Annotated in this window: 11 protein-coding genes; 9 read left to right on the top strand and 2 right to left on the bottom strand. The window is 51.8% G+C overall.

The features are described 5' to 3' along the window. Positions 1 to 84: 84 nt before the first annotated feature. Positions 85 to 1,251 carry a 4-phosphoerythronate dehydrogenase gene (locus tag AAH187_RS08910; RefSeq protein ID WP_342348100.1) on the bottom strand — a complete coding sequence of 389 codons (1,167 nt, stop codon included), beginning with the start codon at positions 1,249 to 1,251 and terminating at the stop codon, positions 85 to 87. Between the two features lie 341 nt (positions 1,252 to 1,592). Beyond that, entirely contained in the window at positions 1,593 to 2,561 is a 969-nt protein-coding gene (locus AAH187_RS08905) for a carboxypeptidase-like regulatory domain-containing protein (RefSeq protein ID WP_342348099.1), read from the bottom strand. Positions 2,562 to 3,240: 679 nt separating this feature from the next. Between AAH187_RS08905 and AAH187_RS08900 the strand changes: the two genes are divergently transcribed. The 9 genes from AAH187_RS08900 to AAH187_RS08860 all read left to right on the top strand — a co-directional run. Then, positions 3,241 to 4,242, top strand: a complete 1,002-nt coding sequence (locus AAH187_RS08900) for a sugar phosphate nucleotidyltransferase (RefSeq protein ID WP_342348098.1) — start codon at positions 3,241 to 3,243, stop codon at positions 4,240 to 4,242. Between the two features lie 533 nt (positions 4,243 to 4,775). Next, positions 4,776 to 5,246, top strand: coding sequence for a PH domain-containing protein (locus AAH187_RS08895; protein ID WP_342348097.1), 471 nt, complete (start codon positions 4,776 to 4,778; stop codon positions 5,244 to 5,246). 44 nt (positions 5,247 to 5,290) lie between these two features. Next, positions 5,291 to 5,878, top strand: a complete 588-nt coding sequence (locus tag AAH187_RS08890; RefSeq protein WP_342348096.1) for a hypothetical protein — start codon at positions 5,291 to 5,293, stop codon at positions 5,876 to 5,878. A 3-nt stretch (positions 5,879 to 5,881) separates the two neighbouring features. Continuing rightward, on the top strand, positions 5,882 to 6,499 hold the full coding sequence (locus tag AAH187_RS08885) for a hypothetical protein (RefSeq protein ID WP_342348095.1): 618 nt from the start codon (positions 5,882 to 5,884) through the stop codon (positions 6,497 to 6,499). A gap of 237 nt (positions 6,500 to 6,736) precedes the next feature. Next, the gene (locus AAH187_RS08880) at positions 6,737 to 7,159 is read left to right on the top strand and encodes a response regulator (RefSeq protein ID WP_342348094.1); all 423 of its coding nucleotides are present in this window, start codon (positions 6,737 to 6,739) and stop codon (positions 7,157 to 7,159) included. A 30-nt stretch (positions 7,160 to 7,189) separates the two neighbouring features. Next, positions 7,190 to 8,611: a sigma 54-interacting transcriptional regulator gene (locus AAH187_RS08875; protein WP_342348093.1), complete on the top strand. Its 1,422-nt coding sequence runs from the start codon at positions 7,190 to 7,192 to the stop codon at positions 8,609 to 8,611. 462 nt (positions 8,612 to 9,073) lie between these two features. Continuing rightward, entirely contained in the window at positions 9,074 to 14,005 is a 4,932-nt protein-coding gene (locus AAH187_RS08870; RefSeq protein WP_342348092.1) for a multicopper oxidase domain-containing protein, read from the top strand. 814 nt (positions 14,006 to 14,819) lie between these two features. Then, a complete protein-coding gene (locus AAH187_RS08865) occupies positions 14,820 to 19,703 on the top strand; it encodes a multicopper oxidase domain-containing protein (protein WP_342348091.1) in 4,884 nt (1,627 codons plus the stop codon). Positions 19,704 to 19,832: 129 nt separating this feature from the next. Next, positions 19,833 to 20,455 (top strand): carboxypeptidase regulatory-like domain-containing protein (locus AAH187_RS08860; protein ID WP_342348090.1); only part of this gene is annotated, 623 nt, incomplete at its 3' end.

Raw genomic sequence — 20,455 nt, 5'->3', positions numbered from 1 at the left:
CTCAGGGCAGGAGCTTTTAATCCATGGCATGCCCCTGGGCTCAGGATGGACAGGTTCAAGGCAATTGACCTGCCATTGTCCGATTTATCCTTCTTCGCTGAATTCAAAAAAGCCTACTCTTGCAAGGAACTGTTGGAGCCTCTCCTGATTTTTTGGGAGCGTGACGCGGGTTCGGTGGAATTCCCGGCGGACGGGATAGTTTTTGCGAAGTTCATCAAAGCGACGAGGTCGTTCTTCTTGAGGAATCGCGAGCAGTTCCTGCATGCGATGATAATCGGCTTCCAGGTCATAGATCTTTGTGACCATTTCTTGAATCAACTCTTCATCAGATTGCTCGTGGTAGTCGATGGTTAAAGACGGGACGGTAGGGGCGGGCAGCACCTGGACGGGATTCCATGCGGGGGAGATGCCCAGATGTTTGCACAAGGCTGCATAGATCATGAAGGTGCCATTGGCTTTGCCATCGAGGGAGTGTCCGGCAATATGCGGTGTGCCGATGGTGGCAGCCTGAAAGAGGTCCCAGTTAATGGCGGGTTCGTCTTCCCACACGTCGATGATGGTCGGCCCGATACGATTTTCTGTGATGGCCTTCAGCAGGGCCTGTGTCTCCACAACTTCCCCACGGGCGGCATTGATGAAGATCGCGGAGGGATTGAGCCATTGAAGTGTCTGCTCGTTGAGCATGTGAAAGGTCGGGTAGGGGCCGTCGGTGGTCAATGGCGTATGCAGCGTGACCACGTCACAACTGAGCGCTTCGGCTAACGAACGGTGATCGAGTTGGCCCGTTTCTGCCAGCGGAGGATCATGGAGGACCGGGAGCATCTCCAGCACTTCCGCTTTGTGTTTAACCAGTTTGCCGATGTTCCCGACGCCGATAATGCCAATGGTTTTTCCTTTGAGGGCAAAGGCCTGTTGTTTCCCAAGGAACAATAATGCGGCCATGATATATTCGGCCACCGAATTGGCATTTGATCCGGCTGCCGAGGTAAAGCCGATATTTCGGGATTTGAGGTAGGCTATATCGATGTGGTCCACTCCTGCGGAGGCTGACCCGACAAATTCGACTGGAGTGCCTTTCAATAACGTCTCATCAACTTTCGTAATGGATCGAATGAGTAAAACATTCGTGTCTTGCAAATCGCTGGAAGTGATGGACCGTCCTGGCAAAAGGGTGAGGTTCCCCATACCGGCACATGCTTCTTTGATATATGGAATATTTTCTCCTGCCACGATATTGATCGAATTTTTCATATCTGATGCCTTCCCCACAGTGTTTTTCAAAAAATTCAGCCTATCGCAACTTGCCGTCTGGCGCTAGTCTTGTTTTATTTCGTGAAATGGGCATAGGTAAGTCCGAAGCCAAGCATGGAGCATCGGGGAGAGAAGAAAGGAGGCCTATTTCTAGTGGGGGGGAAGCTTACTTTAATGGGGCCTGGCTCATTCAGTCAGGCCCCGCTTTTCAGGTTGTCTAAACCAGGTGGATACGTTCGAAGCAGAGGATAGGAGATCATGATCGACTCAATGTTGTTAAAGACTAGCATTGATCCTGAGTCTTTCTCTGCGATTCTCTAGCTAGTCCCTTAGATGAAGCCTCAATGGCCTGAATGTTTATTAGCGGTTTCTTCATGCTGGTCGCTGAGGATGTCCTGGGTTTCATGCGTTACTTGGACATCATAGACTGCTCCTTCTTTTTCCAGGACTTCGGTGCCAAACCGATAATTAGAAAACATCGTATTGTGGGCCATGCGCCGGTCGATCGGATTCTGAAATTCCATTCTGGTCTTCAATGTCTCGTTAGCTAAAATCACCACTTCCATTTTGATAAATCCTCCCATGCCCGGATGCCAGGCCAAGAGCGAATAGACGCCCTCCGGGACATCAGGGAGGGTGAATTTTCCTTCCGCATCGGTAATGGCGTAATAGGGGTTGTCTACCGCGACTCCCCAGCTTTGCATGTAGGTGTGAAATCCGCATTCCAAGTATAAGATTCTGCGGCCCTGGGAGAACTCAACCGTGTCGACCATCGCCTCGCCAGGGTTGTGTTGATGATCCTTGATTCTGTTCTTAGGATGGAACGGATTGAGCCGGAGCGGGCGATGAAGCATGACTTTTGAGCCGAATGGTGCCGTTTCATAAATTTGCACATCATGAATAATGGGATCCATGTTGACGATGTGGAGTGGTTGTTCGTTTTGCACAACCGAGACCCAGGGCGTAAACAGACAATCCTCCACTGCGACTTTGGCTGGACCTGTTTGGGGAAAGGGTTTGCCTTGAGAAATACCCTCCAAAAAAACCACAGTATTTTGAAGCCCACCATCCGGCGCCAATTGAAATTCATCCACGAGACGCCATCCTGTTCCTGTGGAAATACGTCCGCAAAAGTCCGTGTCGGGGTTGGTAATCAGACTGTACGCCAAGGCCGGGGGTTCTTTCCCCGCCAGGAATACCTTTCCGGTAATGGTGCCTCCATTGGAGACTGTCATTTCCTCATAACTGAACGCCGGAGTGATCAGGATGATGTTGAGACCTACGGTGAGAACATACGAGATGAATTTCATGGAACGATCCTTTGGTCAATAGATGTGAAGGAACCAAGCCCATTGATAATTAGATCCTAAAAATTGCCTAAGAACTTTTCCAGGCTCTTAAAAAAATAAGCGCGGCAGTTAAAGGTCATGCTGGTTTCATGCCATAGGTTGGGACATGCAAGAGTTCCACGAGTCTGTCCGGTGAACAATGGTGAAAAAAAGACAGAAGAAGGGGGTCTGGATACATGGCGCTGCCTTAGATTGTCAGAGCCGATTCCTGTGGTGTTTGGTGTATTACAGTTATGACGAACTGAGGGGTTTATCCGGAAGGATGGATCTCAACGACGCCACGTATGGCATGTGTGTAAAGCGATGTCATGTCTTCATCATGTCAGTGCAACCGTTCTCTGGAAATTCTTCCTCCCAATACATGAAGGTCGAAGCCTTCAGACCGTTCGGTTCCGCACCTTTTTAGCTCTGATGGCCTTTAGGCAAAGTTAGAAAAATCAACGAATTAAGGTTCCTTCTCACTCTGGCCTTTCAATTGCTTACCTTTTCATTCATTAGTCGAAATGTAATAGTAACCCTCGGTTCCTCCCCTGTTAATTTGTAATAAAGGCAGTTTGCTGTGTCCGGAAAAACAAGCGTACGTTTTCCTTTATCGGGCATGTTCCATTAGCTACGTTTTACAATTTCCAGGAGGTCCATCATGACTGTTCAGACCCTACCGTCCTCCGTGTGGTCCATCGTGTTGGCAGGTGGTGAAGGCGAACGTATCCGTCCCTCGATTCAGCAGTGGCTCGGATATCCGGTTCCGAAACAATACTGCACCTTTGTCGGCACCCGCTCTATGTTGCAACATACGTGGGACCGGGCCGACCAAATCGGGTTGCCCAGGAAAAAAGTGACGGTTGTGGGTCGAACACATCAACAGAGTTTGGAACATCATTGCACAAGGCAGGATGAGGGCACGCTGATCTTTCAGCCGAGAAATTGCGATACGGCGCCGGGCGTTTTTCTTCCTCTTACTTACGTGAGAGCCTGGGATCCTCAAGCAGTCGTGGTCCTTCTGCCCGCCGATCATTTTATCTGTCCCGAAGATCGCTTTGTGGCTGCGGTGCGTCGGGCTGTGCGCGCGGTAGAATTTTTATCTGACCGAATGATTCTCATGGGTGTGCGTCCGTCTCATCTGGAGCTTGATTATGGGTGGATGTCCGTCGGCGGAGTGCTCGGATGGAGTGGAGGCACCTCTATCCGTCGCATTCAATCGTTTGTAGAGAAGCCGGAGGTCCATGATGGCAAGCGAATGATGTCGGAGGGAGCCTTGTGGAACACCCTGGTGCTGGTGACCAAAGTCGAGACACTGTGGAAATCCGGATGGTTGTGCTTTCCTGATATGATGGAGCGGTTTGAACGGTTACGAAGGCAGATCGGGACTCCGGCAGAAGGGTCGACCCTCCAGGCTATTTATGAGGATATGCCTACACAAAATTTTTCCCGTCATGTGTTACAACCTCTTGCCGGTCAATTAGGTGTCATGGAGCTTGATGATGTGACGTGGAGCGATTGGGGCCGTCCGGAACGAATTGTGGAGACCTTGCAATCAATGGGGAAAAAGCCTGCTTTTCCGATGGAGGCTTTTGTTGGATCGGGTGCGCCATCTATGCCTCAAATGACAAGGGACATGGGGTATCCCTATCTGAGCTGCTGATGCGATTATCCCTGGCTGTCTAGAGGATTTTTCCACTTTAATCAGTAGTACCCGGCGAGCAAGTATTCAATGGGGTTCCTCCAGCCAGGTCCAGCCCTGTGTTCCAGCCTCACCTCCAGCCCGTTGCCTCAAATTTTCCCATGGGGTTGGGTTTTACCTCGGTTCATTTTTTCTATCGGAAATCTTCCACTTTTTTTCCTCAATTGAACCTGCTTGGTGTGGTCATCGTTGACTGTGGTTCCTCCGGCTTTTCACTCGCTGGTGGGGCAGAAATCAACAGATTGACTCTCTGGTGCTGGTGCATTTGTCCTCAGTGTATTTGGTTTCATACTGGATTTTTTCCCTGTATTCCATTAAACGGCTTCCTAACGGTATAGGATCTGTTGGCACGGAGGTCGCAAGAGAGCCCCATATGCCTCAATACACTGACTCAAGCTTGTTCTGGCGTTCCTCCCTTGGGAAGAGGGGCATTCTGATCCCTTTTCCTCAGGTACAAAATAATTCCATGGTGTCATCACATATGCGTGAAAGACATGAGTGAGCCAGAAGGATCCGAACGGATTATCTGGGAAGGCTATCCCTCGTGGGCTCAATTTACCTGGCTGTATTTATTTAGCTTATGGACAGGATTACGAGGTTTCTTCCTTCTACGGGTAGGATTTTCCGGCTGGGAAATGTGGATTGTCGGGGCGGGAATGTTATTAGGGGTGGTAGTGGTCCTTCGATATTGGGCCAAATATTTGCTCACGTCGAAGCGAGTGGTGCTTAGGAATGGGTATTCGGGAAAAGACCTGGCCAGCGTGGAATTTGGGATGTTCAAATCAGTTGAAGTCATGCAAGGGCCAGTGTCCAGGATTTTGGGAATCGGTACCCTTGTGGTTCACTGCGAGGATTCGGGCCGGAGTCTTCGATTCCGTGGCATCAAGGACCCTGAGGTCATTGAAACAAAATTACGGGCGCTCCTTCCTCCTTCTTCTCCTGTGTTGACTCAGCAGCCCTCCTGAACAATGAATGAATCTGCTGGGATGAGGAGAGAGAATTATTCTTTATGATCCGGTCCCTTTCCCGTCGTACAGCTTTGGTCCTCGGGTTGGCTGTTTTGACCATTGCGGCTGCCCTTTTTCTGGAGTTCCTCTTGAGTGTCAGAGAAGACAGGCCCTTCGGTCACACGCAAGTGGCTCACCTGGTTGGTTGGACCGGACTGGTCTTCATTGGGCTGACCTTTGTGTATCCTCTTAAACGGTGGATGTATCCTAATCAGGTCTGGTCACACGGATGGTTTCAGGTACACATCGTGTTTGGCATTATTGGCCCCCTGATCATTTTTGTCCATGCCGGGGTGCATTTTCACGCTCTGGTGCCGATCATTGCTCTTATCGCCATGGTCCTGGTGGTGATGAGTGGGATCACCGGACAGGCATTGCATTATCTGGCGTTTCAAACATTGTATGAACGGCGGCATGAGCTGGCTTTTGAAGGAATGACCGAGGAGGAGATCGAGGCGAATCTGCATGGTCTGGCGTTACAAGAAGAGACGCTCCGATGGTGGAAATGTCTGCACGGCCCCTTAACGTGGTCATTTGTGTTTTTTACGCTGCTGCACATCGGAGGAGCCCTCTTTTTCGGGGGATTCTAAATCATGGGAGGTCGTGGACCATGGGTCGGCCCCCTTATCTGGGCTCTGACAGGTCTGGTTATCGGGGCTCTGGCATGGGCCTCTTCTCTTTACACTGAAGACTTGTGGGCCCCTGGAAATCTCAGCCGGTATCACACTGACATTGGGAGATGTGTGTCTTGTCATGAACCGTTTACTGGACCTACACCGCAAAAGTGCCAGGTGTGTCATACGTTGGAAGCATTTCGATCTCGATCCGAACCGGATGTTCGCCAATTGCATCAAGATGCGATACAAACCGGCCAAGATTGTCTAGCCTGTCATACTGAGCATCGGGGTGGCTTAACGGCCATTACGATCGGGAGAGTCGAAAATCCTCATGGAGAATTAATTTTTCGGGCTACAGGCGCGACGTCCTGTTCGGATTGCCACGTGATAAAAGCCGGGGACGGGAAAGAGGACAGCACTCTTCTTCACAATACGTATGTTAAACGGTTAATTCAGAAAGGTGAGGGTGCTCATCGACTTGGTCATTTTGCTAACTGTCTGAAGTGCCATCGTGGGGGGCAATTGGATGTTGAGGACGAGGATGATGAGGATGATGAGGACGATGAGTCTGAAGTTGACATCAATCTTCCATAGTCCTCTCTATTGTGCAAAATCCTGATTTCGCTCAGGTTGCGTAAAAAGATCCTCAAGCAAGTGTAGAAAAAATCCACAGGATGGCCTCCCTGGGATGCGTGTTTTGAGGACAAAATTGGGCAATTTATGCCCGTACCAGGCATTCGTCATGGGTTCAGAACTTGCTGAGCATATGGGTACTATGAGCATTTTCAGTTGTCTTGATCGGGGGGGCATGTTTTATAGGAGGGTGCGGTAATGTTTCCGCCCACGACTGCAGAAAACCAAACCGGGCAATCATGCACCATTCTGGTGGTGGATGATGATGAAGCGATGCGGACACTGCTTGTGGAGGCCCTTGAAGAAAAAGGTTGCCGGGTAATCGAGTCAGAGAATGGGACAGATGCCTTGAATGTGTTGAAATCCGTCGTGCCGAATGTGATTGTGACTGACTTGAAAATGCCAGGTGGCGGATATCCCTATTTGCGTCGGCTCCAGGAAGGGGCGCCCAGGTGTCCGATTGTTGTCATGACTGCCTATGGAGATAGTCACTCTAAAAGCCAAGCGTTAGAATGTGGTGTCCAGGGATATTTTGAAAAACCTCTTCGTATCTCTGATTTAAAGGCGTGGATTTGTCAAATGTGTTTGGTTCATCCCTGTGGGAACCTTCCTTTTTTATGAGGCAGTGAACGAGAACAGAAAGGGTTAACGATGGCCGGATCGTTAGTGCATCAGGATTCTGATTCTGACGTGTCTTTGAGTGCGCGGATTGAAGGATTGAAACTTCTGGCAGATCATCTGGATGAGCCGGTTGTGATTTTTAATCCTCAGAAGGAATTGGTGTATGCCAATCCCTCGGCCAATAAAATAGCGAAAGACTGCCCATTAATTCCTTCACCATCCATTCTTTCTTCCGATTTGCCTGCTTCCACCCTGCAGACCCCATGTGATCCTTGTCACGCAATGGAACTGTTTCAGTCCGACATGCAAGTTCAGGATAGATTTTCCTGTCCGTCCCCTTCCGCCGTCGCCACGCCTGGATGTCCGTTTCCACGCGCGGTGCCATTGAAAAGCGGGACTGGCATGACCCATTTTGCGATATTGATGGGGGCTCGTGGGAGTGAGACTGTTATGGTGGTTCCAGAAGGCCAGGAATCATCGGACCTGCCAACACACCATGGGGGTTCCTTTCCGGAGACCTTACCTCTGACGATCATAGGAGACAGTGAGCCGATTCAACGATTGGTGGAAATGGTTCGATTGATTGCGGCGAGTGAGGCCACGGTGCTCATTCAGGGGGAAAGTGGAACCGGTAAGGAATTGGTGGCGAAAACCATTCATGCCTTGAGTCGTCGACGCCTTCGGCCCTTTGTGGTGGTGGAATGTAGTGCATTGCCCGAAACCCTGCTGGAAAGCGAATTATTTGGTCATGTACGTGGAGCCTTTACCGGAGCGGTAGCTGATCGGAAAGGCTTGTTTGAAGAAGCCGAAGGCGGCACGATTTTTTTGGATGAAATTACCGACACCACTCCCGCATTCCAAGCCCGCTTACTTCGCGTCTTGCAGGAAGGGGAAATCAAGCCCGTGGGGAGTAATGGATCCATTAAGGTGAATGTGAGGGTCATCTCCGCCGGCAATAAACCCTTGGAAGATCTTGTGGCCACCAAGTTGTTTCGTGCGGATTTATACTATCGTCTCGCCGTCCTCCCGCTGACCGTGCCGCCCTTGAGGGAGCGGAGAGAGGATGTCCCCCTGTTGGTGAAGTATTTTCTGGTGCAATGCGCCAGAAAGCATGGTCGTGATCCAATGCATGTAAGCCCGGATGCCCAAACGGCTCTGGCACAGCATCCGTGGCCTGGGAATGTCCGGGAATTAGAAAACGTGATTGAACGGGTGGTGGTCACATGCCGGCATTCCACAATTGAAGTGAAAGACGTGTTTGCCGATCATCCGTTGCAATCTGACAAAAACGATTTGAGTTCGATCGGGAAAATGGCTCGTCAAGACGCCGAACGGTCAAGAATCCTCCAAGCCCTCCGGGAAGCGAAGGGAGATAAGACCCGCGCAGCCCGCGCCTTGAGCATCAGTCGCTCCAGCCTCTACAACAAATTACGGGACTATCACATTTCGTAATTTTCCCAGGTTTTTCTTGTCCCCAAAATCCCCATTTTAGCCTTTTTATTGTCCATTATTTTGGACGCACAATTACTTGATTCTTAGTTGGAATTTTCCACACGTTGAAAAGCCTGTCCAAGGTGTTGGAAATTGTCTCCTTTGCCCTGGTGTCTTTTCTCTCCTGAATGTGACCTGAATTTCTCTCCAGCATTAGTTTCTATGATTTGGAGCATGGATGAGTGTTCTTTGGCACTGTTGTTGCTCAACGAGTTAATCGCCGACGCTGGATAGGGTGTAATGGACCGGCCTCCGGAATGCCCGACCTTCCAAAGCGGAGGGCGCCTGGCGTCGGCACAAAAAATTAGGCGGCCGGGGCATTCTTTGCGGAGACGAACAGGTTGTAATAATTGAAGCGAGTGAGCTGATGGAGTGCAAACAATTCAGGGTTTTATTCACCACCTAAATTAAGGAGGCCGGAGAATGTATCACGGTAGGAGTCGGTTTCTAACTGCGTCGATGTTTTTGGCGCTGATGGGAGGGGCAAGCTTTATGGCTACCCCATCTGTGACCGGTGCCGAAAATGCCTCTCCTCCACACGTTCATCAAACGGGAATGGCTCACCAGGAATCCTCTGGTTGGGCTGAACAACTAAAAGGGCAAACCCGTGTGGAGGATGCCTTGGAAGGGCGGGCGGGCCTTTCTGAAAAAATCGAAGTACAACATCATCGTATCATGCGAAGACTTGAAGAGCAGGCACAACAGGATGCGCAAGTCCAAGCGAATTCTGGTGTGTTTAACAACGTGTCGATGATGCACCAGTACATGGGGCAGGATGGATCAAGCTATTTGTTAGCAGTCGATCCTGATGCGCCTCTGTCCACCGGGTCTGGAGCGAAATGCCCATCCGGCGTGCCGACTAAACATTACGATATCTCCATGATCGATACGGAGATTACTCTCAATCGATGGCTGGATTACTATGTCGGGTACATGTATGTGTTAACAGACAATATTGAGAAGGTCCGAGCTGAAGAGGCGAAAAATAAAGCTGCCAGAGATCAAGAAGGATTCGATCCGGGAGCTGTGACGACAGGGCTGCAGGGGGATTACATCCAGCCTCTCGCCATACGCGCCAATCAAGGGGATTGTTTGAAAATCACCCTTCGCAACCAAATGGAGATTGAAAGTGGAAGTCTACATGTGAACGGTGGGAGCATGGTGATGTCCGCGACGGGGAAAGCGGCATCCACCTCCAATCCCGAGACCGTTGTAGAGGTGGGTCAAAGTACGGAAATGGAGTGGTACATTCATCCCCAAACACAAGAAGGGGTCAGAAGATTTCACTCCTACAGTAATGCGCGGGAACTGACGGTCATGGGGCTTTTTGGGGCCTTGATTGTCGAACCGGCAGGGTCTAAATATTTAGATCCTCTTGGAACGGGACCGGCTCCCGACCTGCAATCCGGATGGCAGGCGATCATCGACAACGGTTCAGGTCATGACTTCCGCGAATACATCATTTTCTATCACGAAGTCGGCGACGAAGCGTTCCGGCCGGTGAACAAGAAAGGGGACTTTCTGCCTCAACGCGATCCGTTGACGGATGCCTATCGTCCGGGCGGTCGTGCGCTCAATTATCGTAGTGAGCCTTTCGGCATCGATGAAATGCATGTCCAGCACGAGTACTTCGGATTTGAAGATGAATCGTTGGCCTACAGTGCCTATACGTTCGGCGATGCTCCGACGACGATTCCCCGTGGGTACCTTGGGGATCCCATGAAATACCGGATAGTTCACGGGGGATCCGAAGTGTTTCATTCGCACCATCCTCATAGCGGGTCGATCCGGTGGCAACGAAGCCCGCGTGCAGACCAACAAGAGCATTGGTATTTGGGGAAAGACGGCCCGGTGAAATATCCGGTCGTTCGAACAAAATCGGATCGCGTGGATGTGGAAGTGATCGGACCGTCCGAAGCCTTGGACCTTGAACCCGAATGCGGGTCCGGGGGATGTCAACACTTGGCAGGAGATTTTTTATTCCACTGCCATGTGGCCCACCACTATGTGGCCGGGATGTGGGGGTACGGGCGGGTATACAACACCTTACAGGTTGGTGATCTCCGGACTGACATCATGGCAGACTTGCGGGAGTTGCCGGATCGCCAAGGGCGAGTCAAAGTCGGTGTCAGTTCCGACAAATTAGTCGGAACCACGGTCGATTGGTTCGGTAAGCAGTTCAAGATCGTTGACAAGAGTCAGAAATCAAACTGGAAATCCAATCCAGCCGTTGTGAACATTAAAGACTGGGTTGACATGTACCTGCCCGCCATGGGCAAACCCGGCCATTCAGATGACGAAAAGGGCCAGGTCATGGCCTATGACGGTACGGTGTGGGATTGGAAATGGGACGGGAATGTGGCCAAAGGGGAGCGGGAAAGTACGACTCCGCATCCGAAGTATCCGACTGCCGTGAAATGGGATGACAGTACCCGGCCCGATATTCTCTTTGACCCGACCACGGGCAAAGTCGCCTGGCCGGTCTTGAAGCCTCACTTTGGAAAACGTGTGCCATTCTCGGCAAACCATAGCGGCGCCCCCTGGCTGGAGCCGATTCACCAGGATGAGAATGGGGAGCGGACTTCGGAACCCGCCAAGCCGGGTGAGCAAGGTCGGTGGAGTCTCTGTCCGGAAGGGGCCAATGTTCCGAGGTTGAATAATATTCACTTCATTCGGCTCCCCATTGAACTGACGCCGAAGCAGGGGAACCAGGAATCGATCGTCGACCAAGACGGTCTGATCTATGTGCTTCACGAAGAAGAGCGTTTGACGAGGGCCGACAATAATCTGAGGTATCCGGCGGTCCTTCGTGCAAACGTCTATGATTGCGTCGATACCATTCTGACGAGCGAGTGGGAAGATGATGACTACACGAACTTTCAGTCATCGAAGATCAACATTCATCCTCATTTCTTCCAATTCGATACCGGAGCCTCTGACGGTGTGATCTCTGGAATGGAATGGGAGATGTCCGTCAGGCCGTTTACCATGTTCTCCAAGCCGAAGAAAGCCGGCTTGCCGGTTCCGATGAATAGCAAAATGACGAAGGCTGTCAAGGCAGGGGCCAATTCTATCACCATCAAGATGGCCGAAGGGGCCACCAAATATCATGTCAATACCGAGTTGTTGGTGGGTGCGGATTGTCTTTTAGCTGACAACGATCCAACGACGTCGTTGAAGCGGGATCGGAGTTGTTCGGAAATCGTCCGGATCAAGGACATCAAGGGCGAGACGATCACGTTTGTAAAGCCACTGAAGCATGATCACCCGGTCGGAGATATTGTGACGCCGGAATTTGTGCGGTACCGCTATTGGGTGGATGCAGACACGGGAACCGTGTTTTGGCACGATCACGCGTTCGGGGCGACCACCTGGCCGCATGGCGGGTTTGGTGCCACGATCGTCGAGCCATTTGGATCCACCTACCATGACCCGCAGAACGGTAAATTGGTCTATAGTGGTCCGATTGCGGATATTCATACCAATGAACCGGTCGGCTTTGGAGTCAGCGGAAGTTTCCGTGAGTTGATGGTGTCCATTCACGATACGGTGCCCCACACCGTTAACGTCATTCAGGCAGGGAATCCTCCAGGGCAGCCCATAGAGGTGGCGTTGGAAGCTGGGAAAACGGTCTCGTTTCAAATGCCTGAAAAAATTCAAAATGCGCCTAACCCCTTCCTGAACGGGGGAACGCATACGACCGGGAGCGGCTTTAACTTCCGGGCTGAGCCATTTGCGTTGCGATTGAACAATAATCCCGATACCTCGAAATTGTTCAGCAGCGCGATCCATGGCGATCCGGATACGCCATTGCTTCGGAGTTATGTTGGAGACACGATTGTGTTCCGGCTGTTGCATCAGTTGATGAACGAGTCGCACGTGTGGACGCTGTCGGGCCATACCTTCCTGACAGAGCGGTATGCAGGGGATGCCAATCGGAAATACTCCATCCATGTGGGGATCGCTGAGCGATATGACCTCGTCACCAAGGCGGGCGGTTTCCAGGGCATGCCCGGAGATTACATCCACTTTAACGGACGGAGTTCGCACTTTGCCGAGGGTGGATGGGGGATCATTCGGGTGCATGACAAAAAGGTGCCTGATCTCCAGGTGCTTCCGATGGGAACCAATCCTCTCGGCATTCCTCCGGTGCCGGGTTCGTTGTGTCCAGCGGATGCGCCGGTGAAATCTTTCAACGTCGTATCCTTGGACCGACCGTTGAAGTTGCATCCCAACGCCCCGGATACGATCGAGGTGGACTTTGAGCGAAAGATCGAAATGACCGTACCAGACGGAAAGATTTTTGCGCTCGAAGAAGAAGCCACGAAGGTGGCGGGCAACCTGATGCCGAATCCACTCACATTACGTGTGAATCTCGGCGATTGCGTCAAAGTTAATCTGAAGAACAAGATGGCCAAGAGCCGGGCGTCTTTCTTTGCGCCGGGTCTGGCATTCGATCCAAGGGATTCTCATGGCCTCAACGTGGGAAATAATCCCGGGGATCAAACGGTGGCGCCGGGTGAAAGCCGGACGTACACCTTCTATGCCCATCCAGCCAACAAAGAAACGACCTCATTGGTGTGGGATGGCGGGAATATCATTCTCAATCCGCGAAACGGCTTGTACGGCGCGGTGATCGTCGGGCCAAAGGGTTCGCAATATCGGGATCCTCTGACAGGCGAAGATCTCTCGCAAAAGAACGCCTGGCGCGCGGACGTGATCATCGATCATACGCTGGTGGAGAACACCGGCAAGCGGAACTACCGCGATGTCGCCTTGTTCTTCCAGGATGAGGACAACATTATCGGGACCTCGTTCATGCCCTACGTGCAGAACGTGGCCGGATTATCCTCCGTGAATTATCGTGCAGAACCGGATAAATTCAGGGAGGAGCAGGGATGTACGCTGGACAAGATGTTCCAGCCCTGCGTAGTCGATAAACCGGAAGATCCAGTTACCCCCTTGATCGAAGCCCATGCGGGGGATGCGGTGCGGATCCATGTGATCGGGGCAAACAGTGAGCAAAACGGGATGTTCCAGGTCGAAGGCCATGAATGGCCGATCGAACCCTATATGCCTGGTGCCGATATGATCAGTGTGGTCGAATTCGGTGGCTCAGAAACCCTGGATGTGTTCCTCCGCCAAGGGGCGGGTGGACCCTCAGGAATCCCTGGGGATTATATCTGGGCGAATGCCCGCCTGAACTATCAACAGGCTGGGCAGTGGGGGTACCTGCGAGTCCTGCCGGCAGGTGATCAGCGAATTCTTCCGTTGGGAGCGACGATGTCGAATGCCAAGCGGGTAGAATCTCACCCTGAGCCCCAAGTTCTGCCAACGGCGATGATGAAACCCTAATCATCGTTGGGGGAAGAACAGTCGAATTTGCGGGGGAGCTGCACAAATGGTGCGGCTCCCCCGGCTCATCCGATCGGGATTGAGAAAGGGGATGTGTATGAGTTCCTATCGAAAGATGAAAGTCAAACAGGTGCCGAAAAAGAGTTGATGGTTCAGATCATTCCTTGGAGAAATCGATAGGGGGTTTGTGTTTGATCTGGAAAATGGTTTGCCTGGAAGCCGAATGAAAAGAGTAATTCTCCAAGGCCTTCAGGAGGTTCATAGAGATGAAACCCGAGCCGCACGTTCCATAAATATCAGTCGCTCCAGCCTCTACAGCAAATTGCCGGATTATCATATTTCTTAATCTGCGCAGTTTTTTGCCCCAAAATTCCCCATTTTAAGCTATCCGTTGTCCATTATTTTGGACGCGCAACTATTTGGTTTTTAGTTGATATTGCCATTTCATTGAAAAGTTGGTCCAAGGTGTTGGACATTCTGCCCCGTTAGGTCATTTTCCATTCCCTCCGGACCATCTCCTGAAATTCCCTCCAATACCGGCGGTTCTGCAGTTTGTAGCATGGATAAGTGTTCATTGGCATCGATGTTGCGGGTTCAATGAGATGCCGGCGCTGGTTGGGGTGTGATGGACCGGCCTCCGGAATGCCCGTCCTCTCAAAGAGGAATTCTGGCGTCGGCACTTACATGGCACTCAAAGAAGTGAAGTTGGGAGGTCGGGCAGTTCTTCGAGAAACCGGAAATAGTTGAAACGAGTTGACTGGTTGAGAGTAAAAAACTGAAGTGTTATTCACCCCATAAGTAAGGAGGCCGGAGAATGTATCACGGCAAGAGTAGATTTCTCACTGCGTCTGTATTCTTGGCGCTGATGGGAGGGGCGACCTTCTGGGCTACCCCATCCTTTGTCAGTGCTGAAAATGTATCTCCACCACACGCCCATCAGACGGGGATGCCCTCGCAGTCCCCTGGTTGGGCAGAACAGCTCAAGGGCCAGACGATTGTGGAAGATGCGATGGAAGGTCGGGCAGAACGGGCAGCTCTGGTTGAGCAGCAGCATCACCGCATGATGGAGCAAATGCAGAAGGACATGGAGCATAAGGGTGCCGACACGGGTGCCTTTGATTCCATGTCGATGATTCATCAATATGGAGGGGGGCCGGAGAATGGCCTGTTGGCGAGTACGACCGGTGTCGAGCCGGTGTCCATGAAAGGAGGGTTATGTCCCAAGACTGCACCCGTCCGGAATTACGATGTGTCAGCCATCAACGTGGAAATCAGCTTGAATCAATGGCTTGATTATTATCCTGGGTACATGTACGCCCTGACAGAAAATATTGACAAGATCCGTGAGGAGGAAGCCAAAAATGCGGCGGCACGGGAAACGGAAGGCCATGCGGATCCGGGAGCCGTCAAAAATGGGATCCAGGATCAGTGGATTCAACCGTTGGTGATTCGCGGGAATCAAGGTGATTGCATCAAAGTCACTCTCCGGAATCAGTTGGAATTCGGCGAAGAAGTCAGTTTGCATATCAATGGCTCGGATATGGTCATGAGCCAAACCGGCCAGCCTGCACTCACCACCAATCCTGCCACGGTGGCGGAGGAAGGCAAAACGATTGAAATGGAATGGTATATCCATCCCGATACCCAGGAAGGTGGAAAGCAATTTCATACCTTTAGCAATGATCGGGAGCTGACGGTCATGGGGCTGTTCGGTGTGTTTGTCGTGGAACCCCGTGGATCGAAATATTATGAACCCCTAGGCACGGGAGCCGCCACCGAAGCCACGAGTGGCTGGCAGGTGATGATTGATAATGGGGACGGTCCGGACTTTCGGGAATTTGTCCTGATTTATCATGAAGTCGGTGACGAGGCCTTTCGTCCCGTCAACAAGCATGGAGATTTCCTGCCACAACGGGATCCGCTCACCGATGCCTACCGTCCAGGTGCGCGGGCGCTCAACTATCGCAGTGAGCCGTTCGGCATCAATAACATGCATGTGCAACATGAGTATTTCGGATTTGAAGATGAATCGATGGCCTATGATGCCTATACCTTCGGTGATGCGGCTCCGACCATTCCACGAAGTTATTTAGGTGACCCCGCCAAATTCCGTGTCGTCCATGGCGGATCGGAAGTCTTTCATTCCCATCATCCTCATGGTGGGTCGATTCGATGGCAACGCAGCCCACGGGCCACCCAAATGCCTGTCTGGAATACCGGGCAAAATGGGCCGGTGAAATATCCCATCGTCCGTACGAAGTCCGACCGGGTTGATGTGGAAGCAATTGGCCCTTCGGAAGCGTTGGATCTGGAAACCGAATGCGGCTCGGGTCTGTGCCAATGGTTGGCGGGAGATTTTCTCTTCCATTGCCATGTGGCACATCACTATGTGGCCGGGATGTGGGGCTACTGGCGCGTGTATAACAGCATGCAAGAGCCAGGTGTTCAAAATGACGTGATGGCGCCATTACGGGAATTGCCGGATCGGATCGGCCGAATCCAAAAGTCGGTGACATCGGATCAACTGGTGGGCAAGAACGTCAGTTGGTTTGGCAAACAATTTAAAATTGTGGATAAAGGCAAGAGCGATTGGAAAGCCGAGCCGGCGGTCGTGAATATCAAAGACTGGGTAGAAATGCAGCTCACCAATCAAGGCAAGCCCGGACACAAAGATGATGAGCTTGGGCAGTTGAAAGCCTATGATGCCAGCGTCCTGGATTGGGTCTGGGATGGGACGAAGGCCATGAGCGAAAAGGAACCGAAGCTTGGTGGTAACCCGAAATATCGTCCAGAGTTGCTGGGGTATACAGCCGGCGAACGACGGGCTATTGCGTTTGAGCCCAAGACCGGAAAAGTGGCTTGGCCATGGTTGACGCCGCATTTCGGCAAGCGGGCGCCGTTCTCCAACGATCATAATCCAGCCCCCTGGTTGGAAATGATCCGATTGAATCCGGATGGCACGCGGTCGGTCGAGCCGGCCAAAGCCGGGGAAAACGGCCCGTGGAGTCTGTGTCCGGATCGTGCCGGATCGCAAGACTATAAGGTGCATTTCATTAAGTTGCCGATTGAATTATCGGCTGCTGAAGGAAAAGAACCGGCGATTGTGGACCCCAATGGGTTGCTGTATGTCGTTCACGACGAAGAGGAAGCGGTTCGAGCCGACAACGACAAGAAGTTTCCGTTGGTGGTGCGAGCCAATGTGTATGATTGTATCGATTGGACTCTGACCAGTGAGTGGTTGGATGACGATATCACCAACTTCCAATCGTCTAAGATCAATACGCATTTCCATTTCTTCCAGTTTGACAACCAAGGTTCAGATGGCGTGAGTTCGGGCTTTTCGTACGAGCAGTCCATGCGCCCGTTTACTGAATTTGAAAAAAAGACGGATAAAGGGTTGCCAATTCCGATGAATGCCAAGGTCACCAAGGCCGCCAAAAAAGGCGACAAAACCCTGGCTGTTTCGAATGCCAAGCAATATCATGTGGGCATTCCGATCTTGATTGGTGCGGATAATGTCAAAGGCCAGGAAGTGCAGCGGATTGTCAAAATTGATGGCAGTACGTTGACGTTGGCTCAACCATTAAGGAATGCGCATCCGGTCAATGACATTGTGACCGTGGAATATGTGCGGCAGCGGTTCTGGGTGGATGCGGATGTCGGCAGTGTGTTTTGGCATGACCATGCCTTTGGTGGCACGACGTGGCCACACGGGGCAGTCGGAACCATGATTGCCGAACCTTTTGGTTCCACCTGGCACGATCCGAAGACCGGGAAACGGATTCGGACGGGGCCGGTGGCCGATATTCATGCCGTGGAACGTGTGGGGCATGATGTGGCCGGAAGTTTCCGTGAATTGATGGTGCACATCATGGATACGGTGCCGCACACGGTGAACATCGTAACGGCGGGCAATCCTCCAGGGCAACCGGTGGATGTCGCCTTGGAAGCGGGTCGGACGGTGTCGTTCATCATGCCGCCGAATGACAAAATTAAGATGACGCCCATGCCGTTCTTGAATGGCGGCACCCATACGACGGGAGGAGCGTTGAATTTCCGGGCTGAGCCATTCGCACAACGATTGGTCAATAACCCGGAGCCGTCGCAAATTTTCAGCAGTGTGATCCATGGCGATCCCAGCACGGCCATGGTTCGGGCCTACCTGGGCGATGCGATTGTGTTCCGCCTGTTGGATGTCACGATGAATGAAAGCAATGTGTTCACGTTATCGGGACATACCTTCTGGTCGGAACGATATGCGCAAGAAGCGAATCGCAAACATTCGCTCCATATCGGGATTGCGGAACGGTATGATCTGGTTATTCCGGAAGCCGGTGGTCCACGACATCAAGCCGGCGACTATATGTTCTTTAATGGCCGTAGCTCCAAGTTTTCGGAAGGATCCTGGGGGCTGATCCGGGTCTTAGACAAGCCGGTTGGTGATCTTCAGCCCTTGCCGAATAAGGCGTATGGTAAAGAAGGCATCCCGGAGCGATTGCCCGTATGTCCCAAAGAGGCCCCCGTGAAGAGCTTCAACGTGGTGGCCATGGATCATCCGGGGATGAGCTTTAATAGCCATGCTCCAGAAACGATTGAAGTCGATTTTGAACGGAAGATTGAATTGCGCAATCCTGAAGCCAAGATCTATGTCCTCGAAGATGAGGTGCAAAAGGTCTCGGGTGATGCGCAACCCATGCCGTTAACGTTACGGGCCAACGTGGGTGACTGCATCCAAGTCAAATTGACGAACAAGCTCAAAGAAGGGCGAGCGTCGTTCTCGGCCTTCGGATTGGCATTCGATCCCAAGGATTCCCAAGGCCTGAATTTGGGAAACAACCCCGGCGACCAAACCGTGGCGTCTGGTGAATCCCGGATGTACACCTATTATGCGGATCCCTTTAATGGCGAGACGCAAAGCTTGGTGTGGGATTGGGGGAATGTGGCCATGAATCCCCGCAATGGCCTGTTCGGGGGAATCATTATCGGACCCAAAGGATCACAGTACCGTGATCCAAAAACCGGGGAGGATATTTCCCTGAAAAATAGTTGGAATGCCGATGTGATCGTGGATCGGACCATCGAAGGGTATGAAAACCGGGCGAGCTATCGGGATGTGGCCTTGTATTTCCAGGACGAGGATAACATCATCGGAACCAGCTTCATGCCCTATGTGCAAAATGTGGCAGGGTTGACCGGCGTTAACTATCGCGCCGAACCCTATCTCCATCGGGAAGAAGCCGGCTGTTCGTTGGGCCGGATGTTCCAACCGTGCCAAGTAGACAACCCGCAGGATCCTGCGACGCCGGTGATTGAAGCCCATGCGGGTGACAAAGTGCGGATTCACGTCTTTGGCGCCAGCAGTGAGCAGAACGGAATGTTCACCGTGGAGAAGCATGAATGGCCGATTGAACCCTTCCTGCCCGGTGCGGATATGATTAGCACCGTGGAGTTCTCGGGTTCGGAAGGTCTGGATGTCTTCTTGCCCTCGGCTGGAGGCAAATGGTCTATGGCTGGAGATTATGTGTGGAGCAATGGCCGGTTACCCTATTCCCAATCGGGGCAATGGGGCTATCTCCGGGTGTTGCCGAACACGGATCAACGGATTCGGCCATTGGATGGTTCGGCCATGTCTTCCAAGCAAGCGGCTCTTGAGGAGCCCAATGGCGAACCGCGAATTATTCCTACCGTTGCGAAGTAAGCCAGACCCTCATTCCGAGGGTTAGCGAAAGCGGGGAGGCCACACTTCGGCTTCCCCGCTTTTTTTTGAGTAGATGGTTCGATAGAATGACATAGAGGATGGCAATTATTTTATTTTGAGGAGGAAACCATGAAGGGCCGAATGATATGGAATGGGATCATCGGGATTGGGCTGGTTGCTCTTATGGTGCAAACAGCTTGGTCCTATGATGAAATAACCGTGACTGATGGGGGAACCATTCAAGGGAAAGTGACCATTACGGGAGAAAAGCCCAGACCCATGGCCTTCAATCTGGTGACGATTCCCGATCCGGTGTTTTGTGGGACCATCTCGACGGGAACCGGGTGGCGACTTGTTGAAGATTTTATTATCGGGCCGGATCAAAGTTTGAAGGATGTGGTGGTCTATCTCAAGAATATCGAGAAAGGGAAATCCTTTCATATGCCTAAAGTCAGGATCGAGTCAGTAGACTGTGACTTTGTTCCGTTTGTGAATGTGTTGCGCGATGGGGACGAAATTGCTGTGGTCAATATGGACCCCGTTGAGCATGATATTCAGGGGTATGAAACGGCCAGAGAGCGAGGGGCCAGGGTATTGTTCAATCGTCCCTTACCGATGAACCCGTTTCATAAGGTGGCGGGAATATTTGGCAAGAAACATCTTCCCGGTGAACCGATGGTGGAAAAAATTCATTTACGAAAGGGACGGAATGTGCTTGTCATGCAGTGCGGGTTCCATCCCTATATGTTTTC

Origin of the sequence: uncultured Nitrospira sp. (genome assembly GCA_902500695.1) — a bacterium.
Taxonomy (GTDB): Bacteria; Nitrospirota; Nitrospiria; order Nitrospirales; family UBA8639; genus Nitrospira_E.
Note: the sequence above shows the minus strand (reverse complement) of the source record. Positions and strands in the feature narration are given on the sequence as shown.

Coding starts and splice junctions, on each gene's coding strand:
- AAH187_RS08910 (WP_342348100.1), bottom strand. CDS start 1,251: ATGAAAAATTCGATCAATATCGTGGCAGGAGAAAATATTCCATATATC.
- AAH187_RS08905 (WP_342348099.1), bottom strand. CDS start 2,561: ATGAAATTCATCTCGTATGTTCTCACCGTAGGTCTCAACATCATCCTG.
- AAH187_RS08900 (WP_342348098.1), top strand. CDS start 3,241: ATGACTGTTCAGACCCTACCGTCCTCCGTGTGGTCCATCGTGTTGGCA.
- AAH187_RS08895 (WP_342348097.1), top strand. CDS start 4,776: ATGAGTGAGCCAGAAGGATCCGAACGGATTATCTGGGAAGGCTATCCC.
- AAH187_RS08890 (WP_342348096.1), top strand. CDS start 5,291: ATGATCCGGTCCCTTTCCCGTCGTACAGCTTTGGTCCTCGGGTTGGCT.
- AAH187_RS08885 (WP_342348095.1), top strand. CDS start 5,882: ATGGGAGGTCGTGGACCATGGGTCGGCCCCCTTATCTGGGCTCTGACA.
- AAH187_RS08880 (WP_342348094.1), top strand. CDS start 6,737: ATGTTTCCGCCCACGACTGCAGAAAACCAAACCGGGCAATCATGCACC.
- AAH187_RS08875 (WP_342348093.1), top strand. CDS start 7,190: ATGGCCGGATCGTTAGTGCATCAGGATTCTGATTCTGACGTGTCTTTG.
- AAH187_RS08870 (WP_342348092.1), top strand. CDS start 9,074: ATGTATCACGGTAGGAGTCGGTTTCTAACTGCGTCGATGTTTTTGGCG.
- AAH187_RS08865 (WP_342348091.1), top strand. CDS start 14,820: ATGTATCACGGCAAGAGTAGATTTCTCACTGCGTCTGTATTCTTGGCG.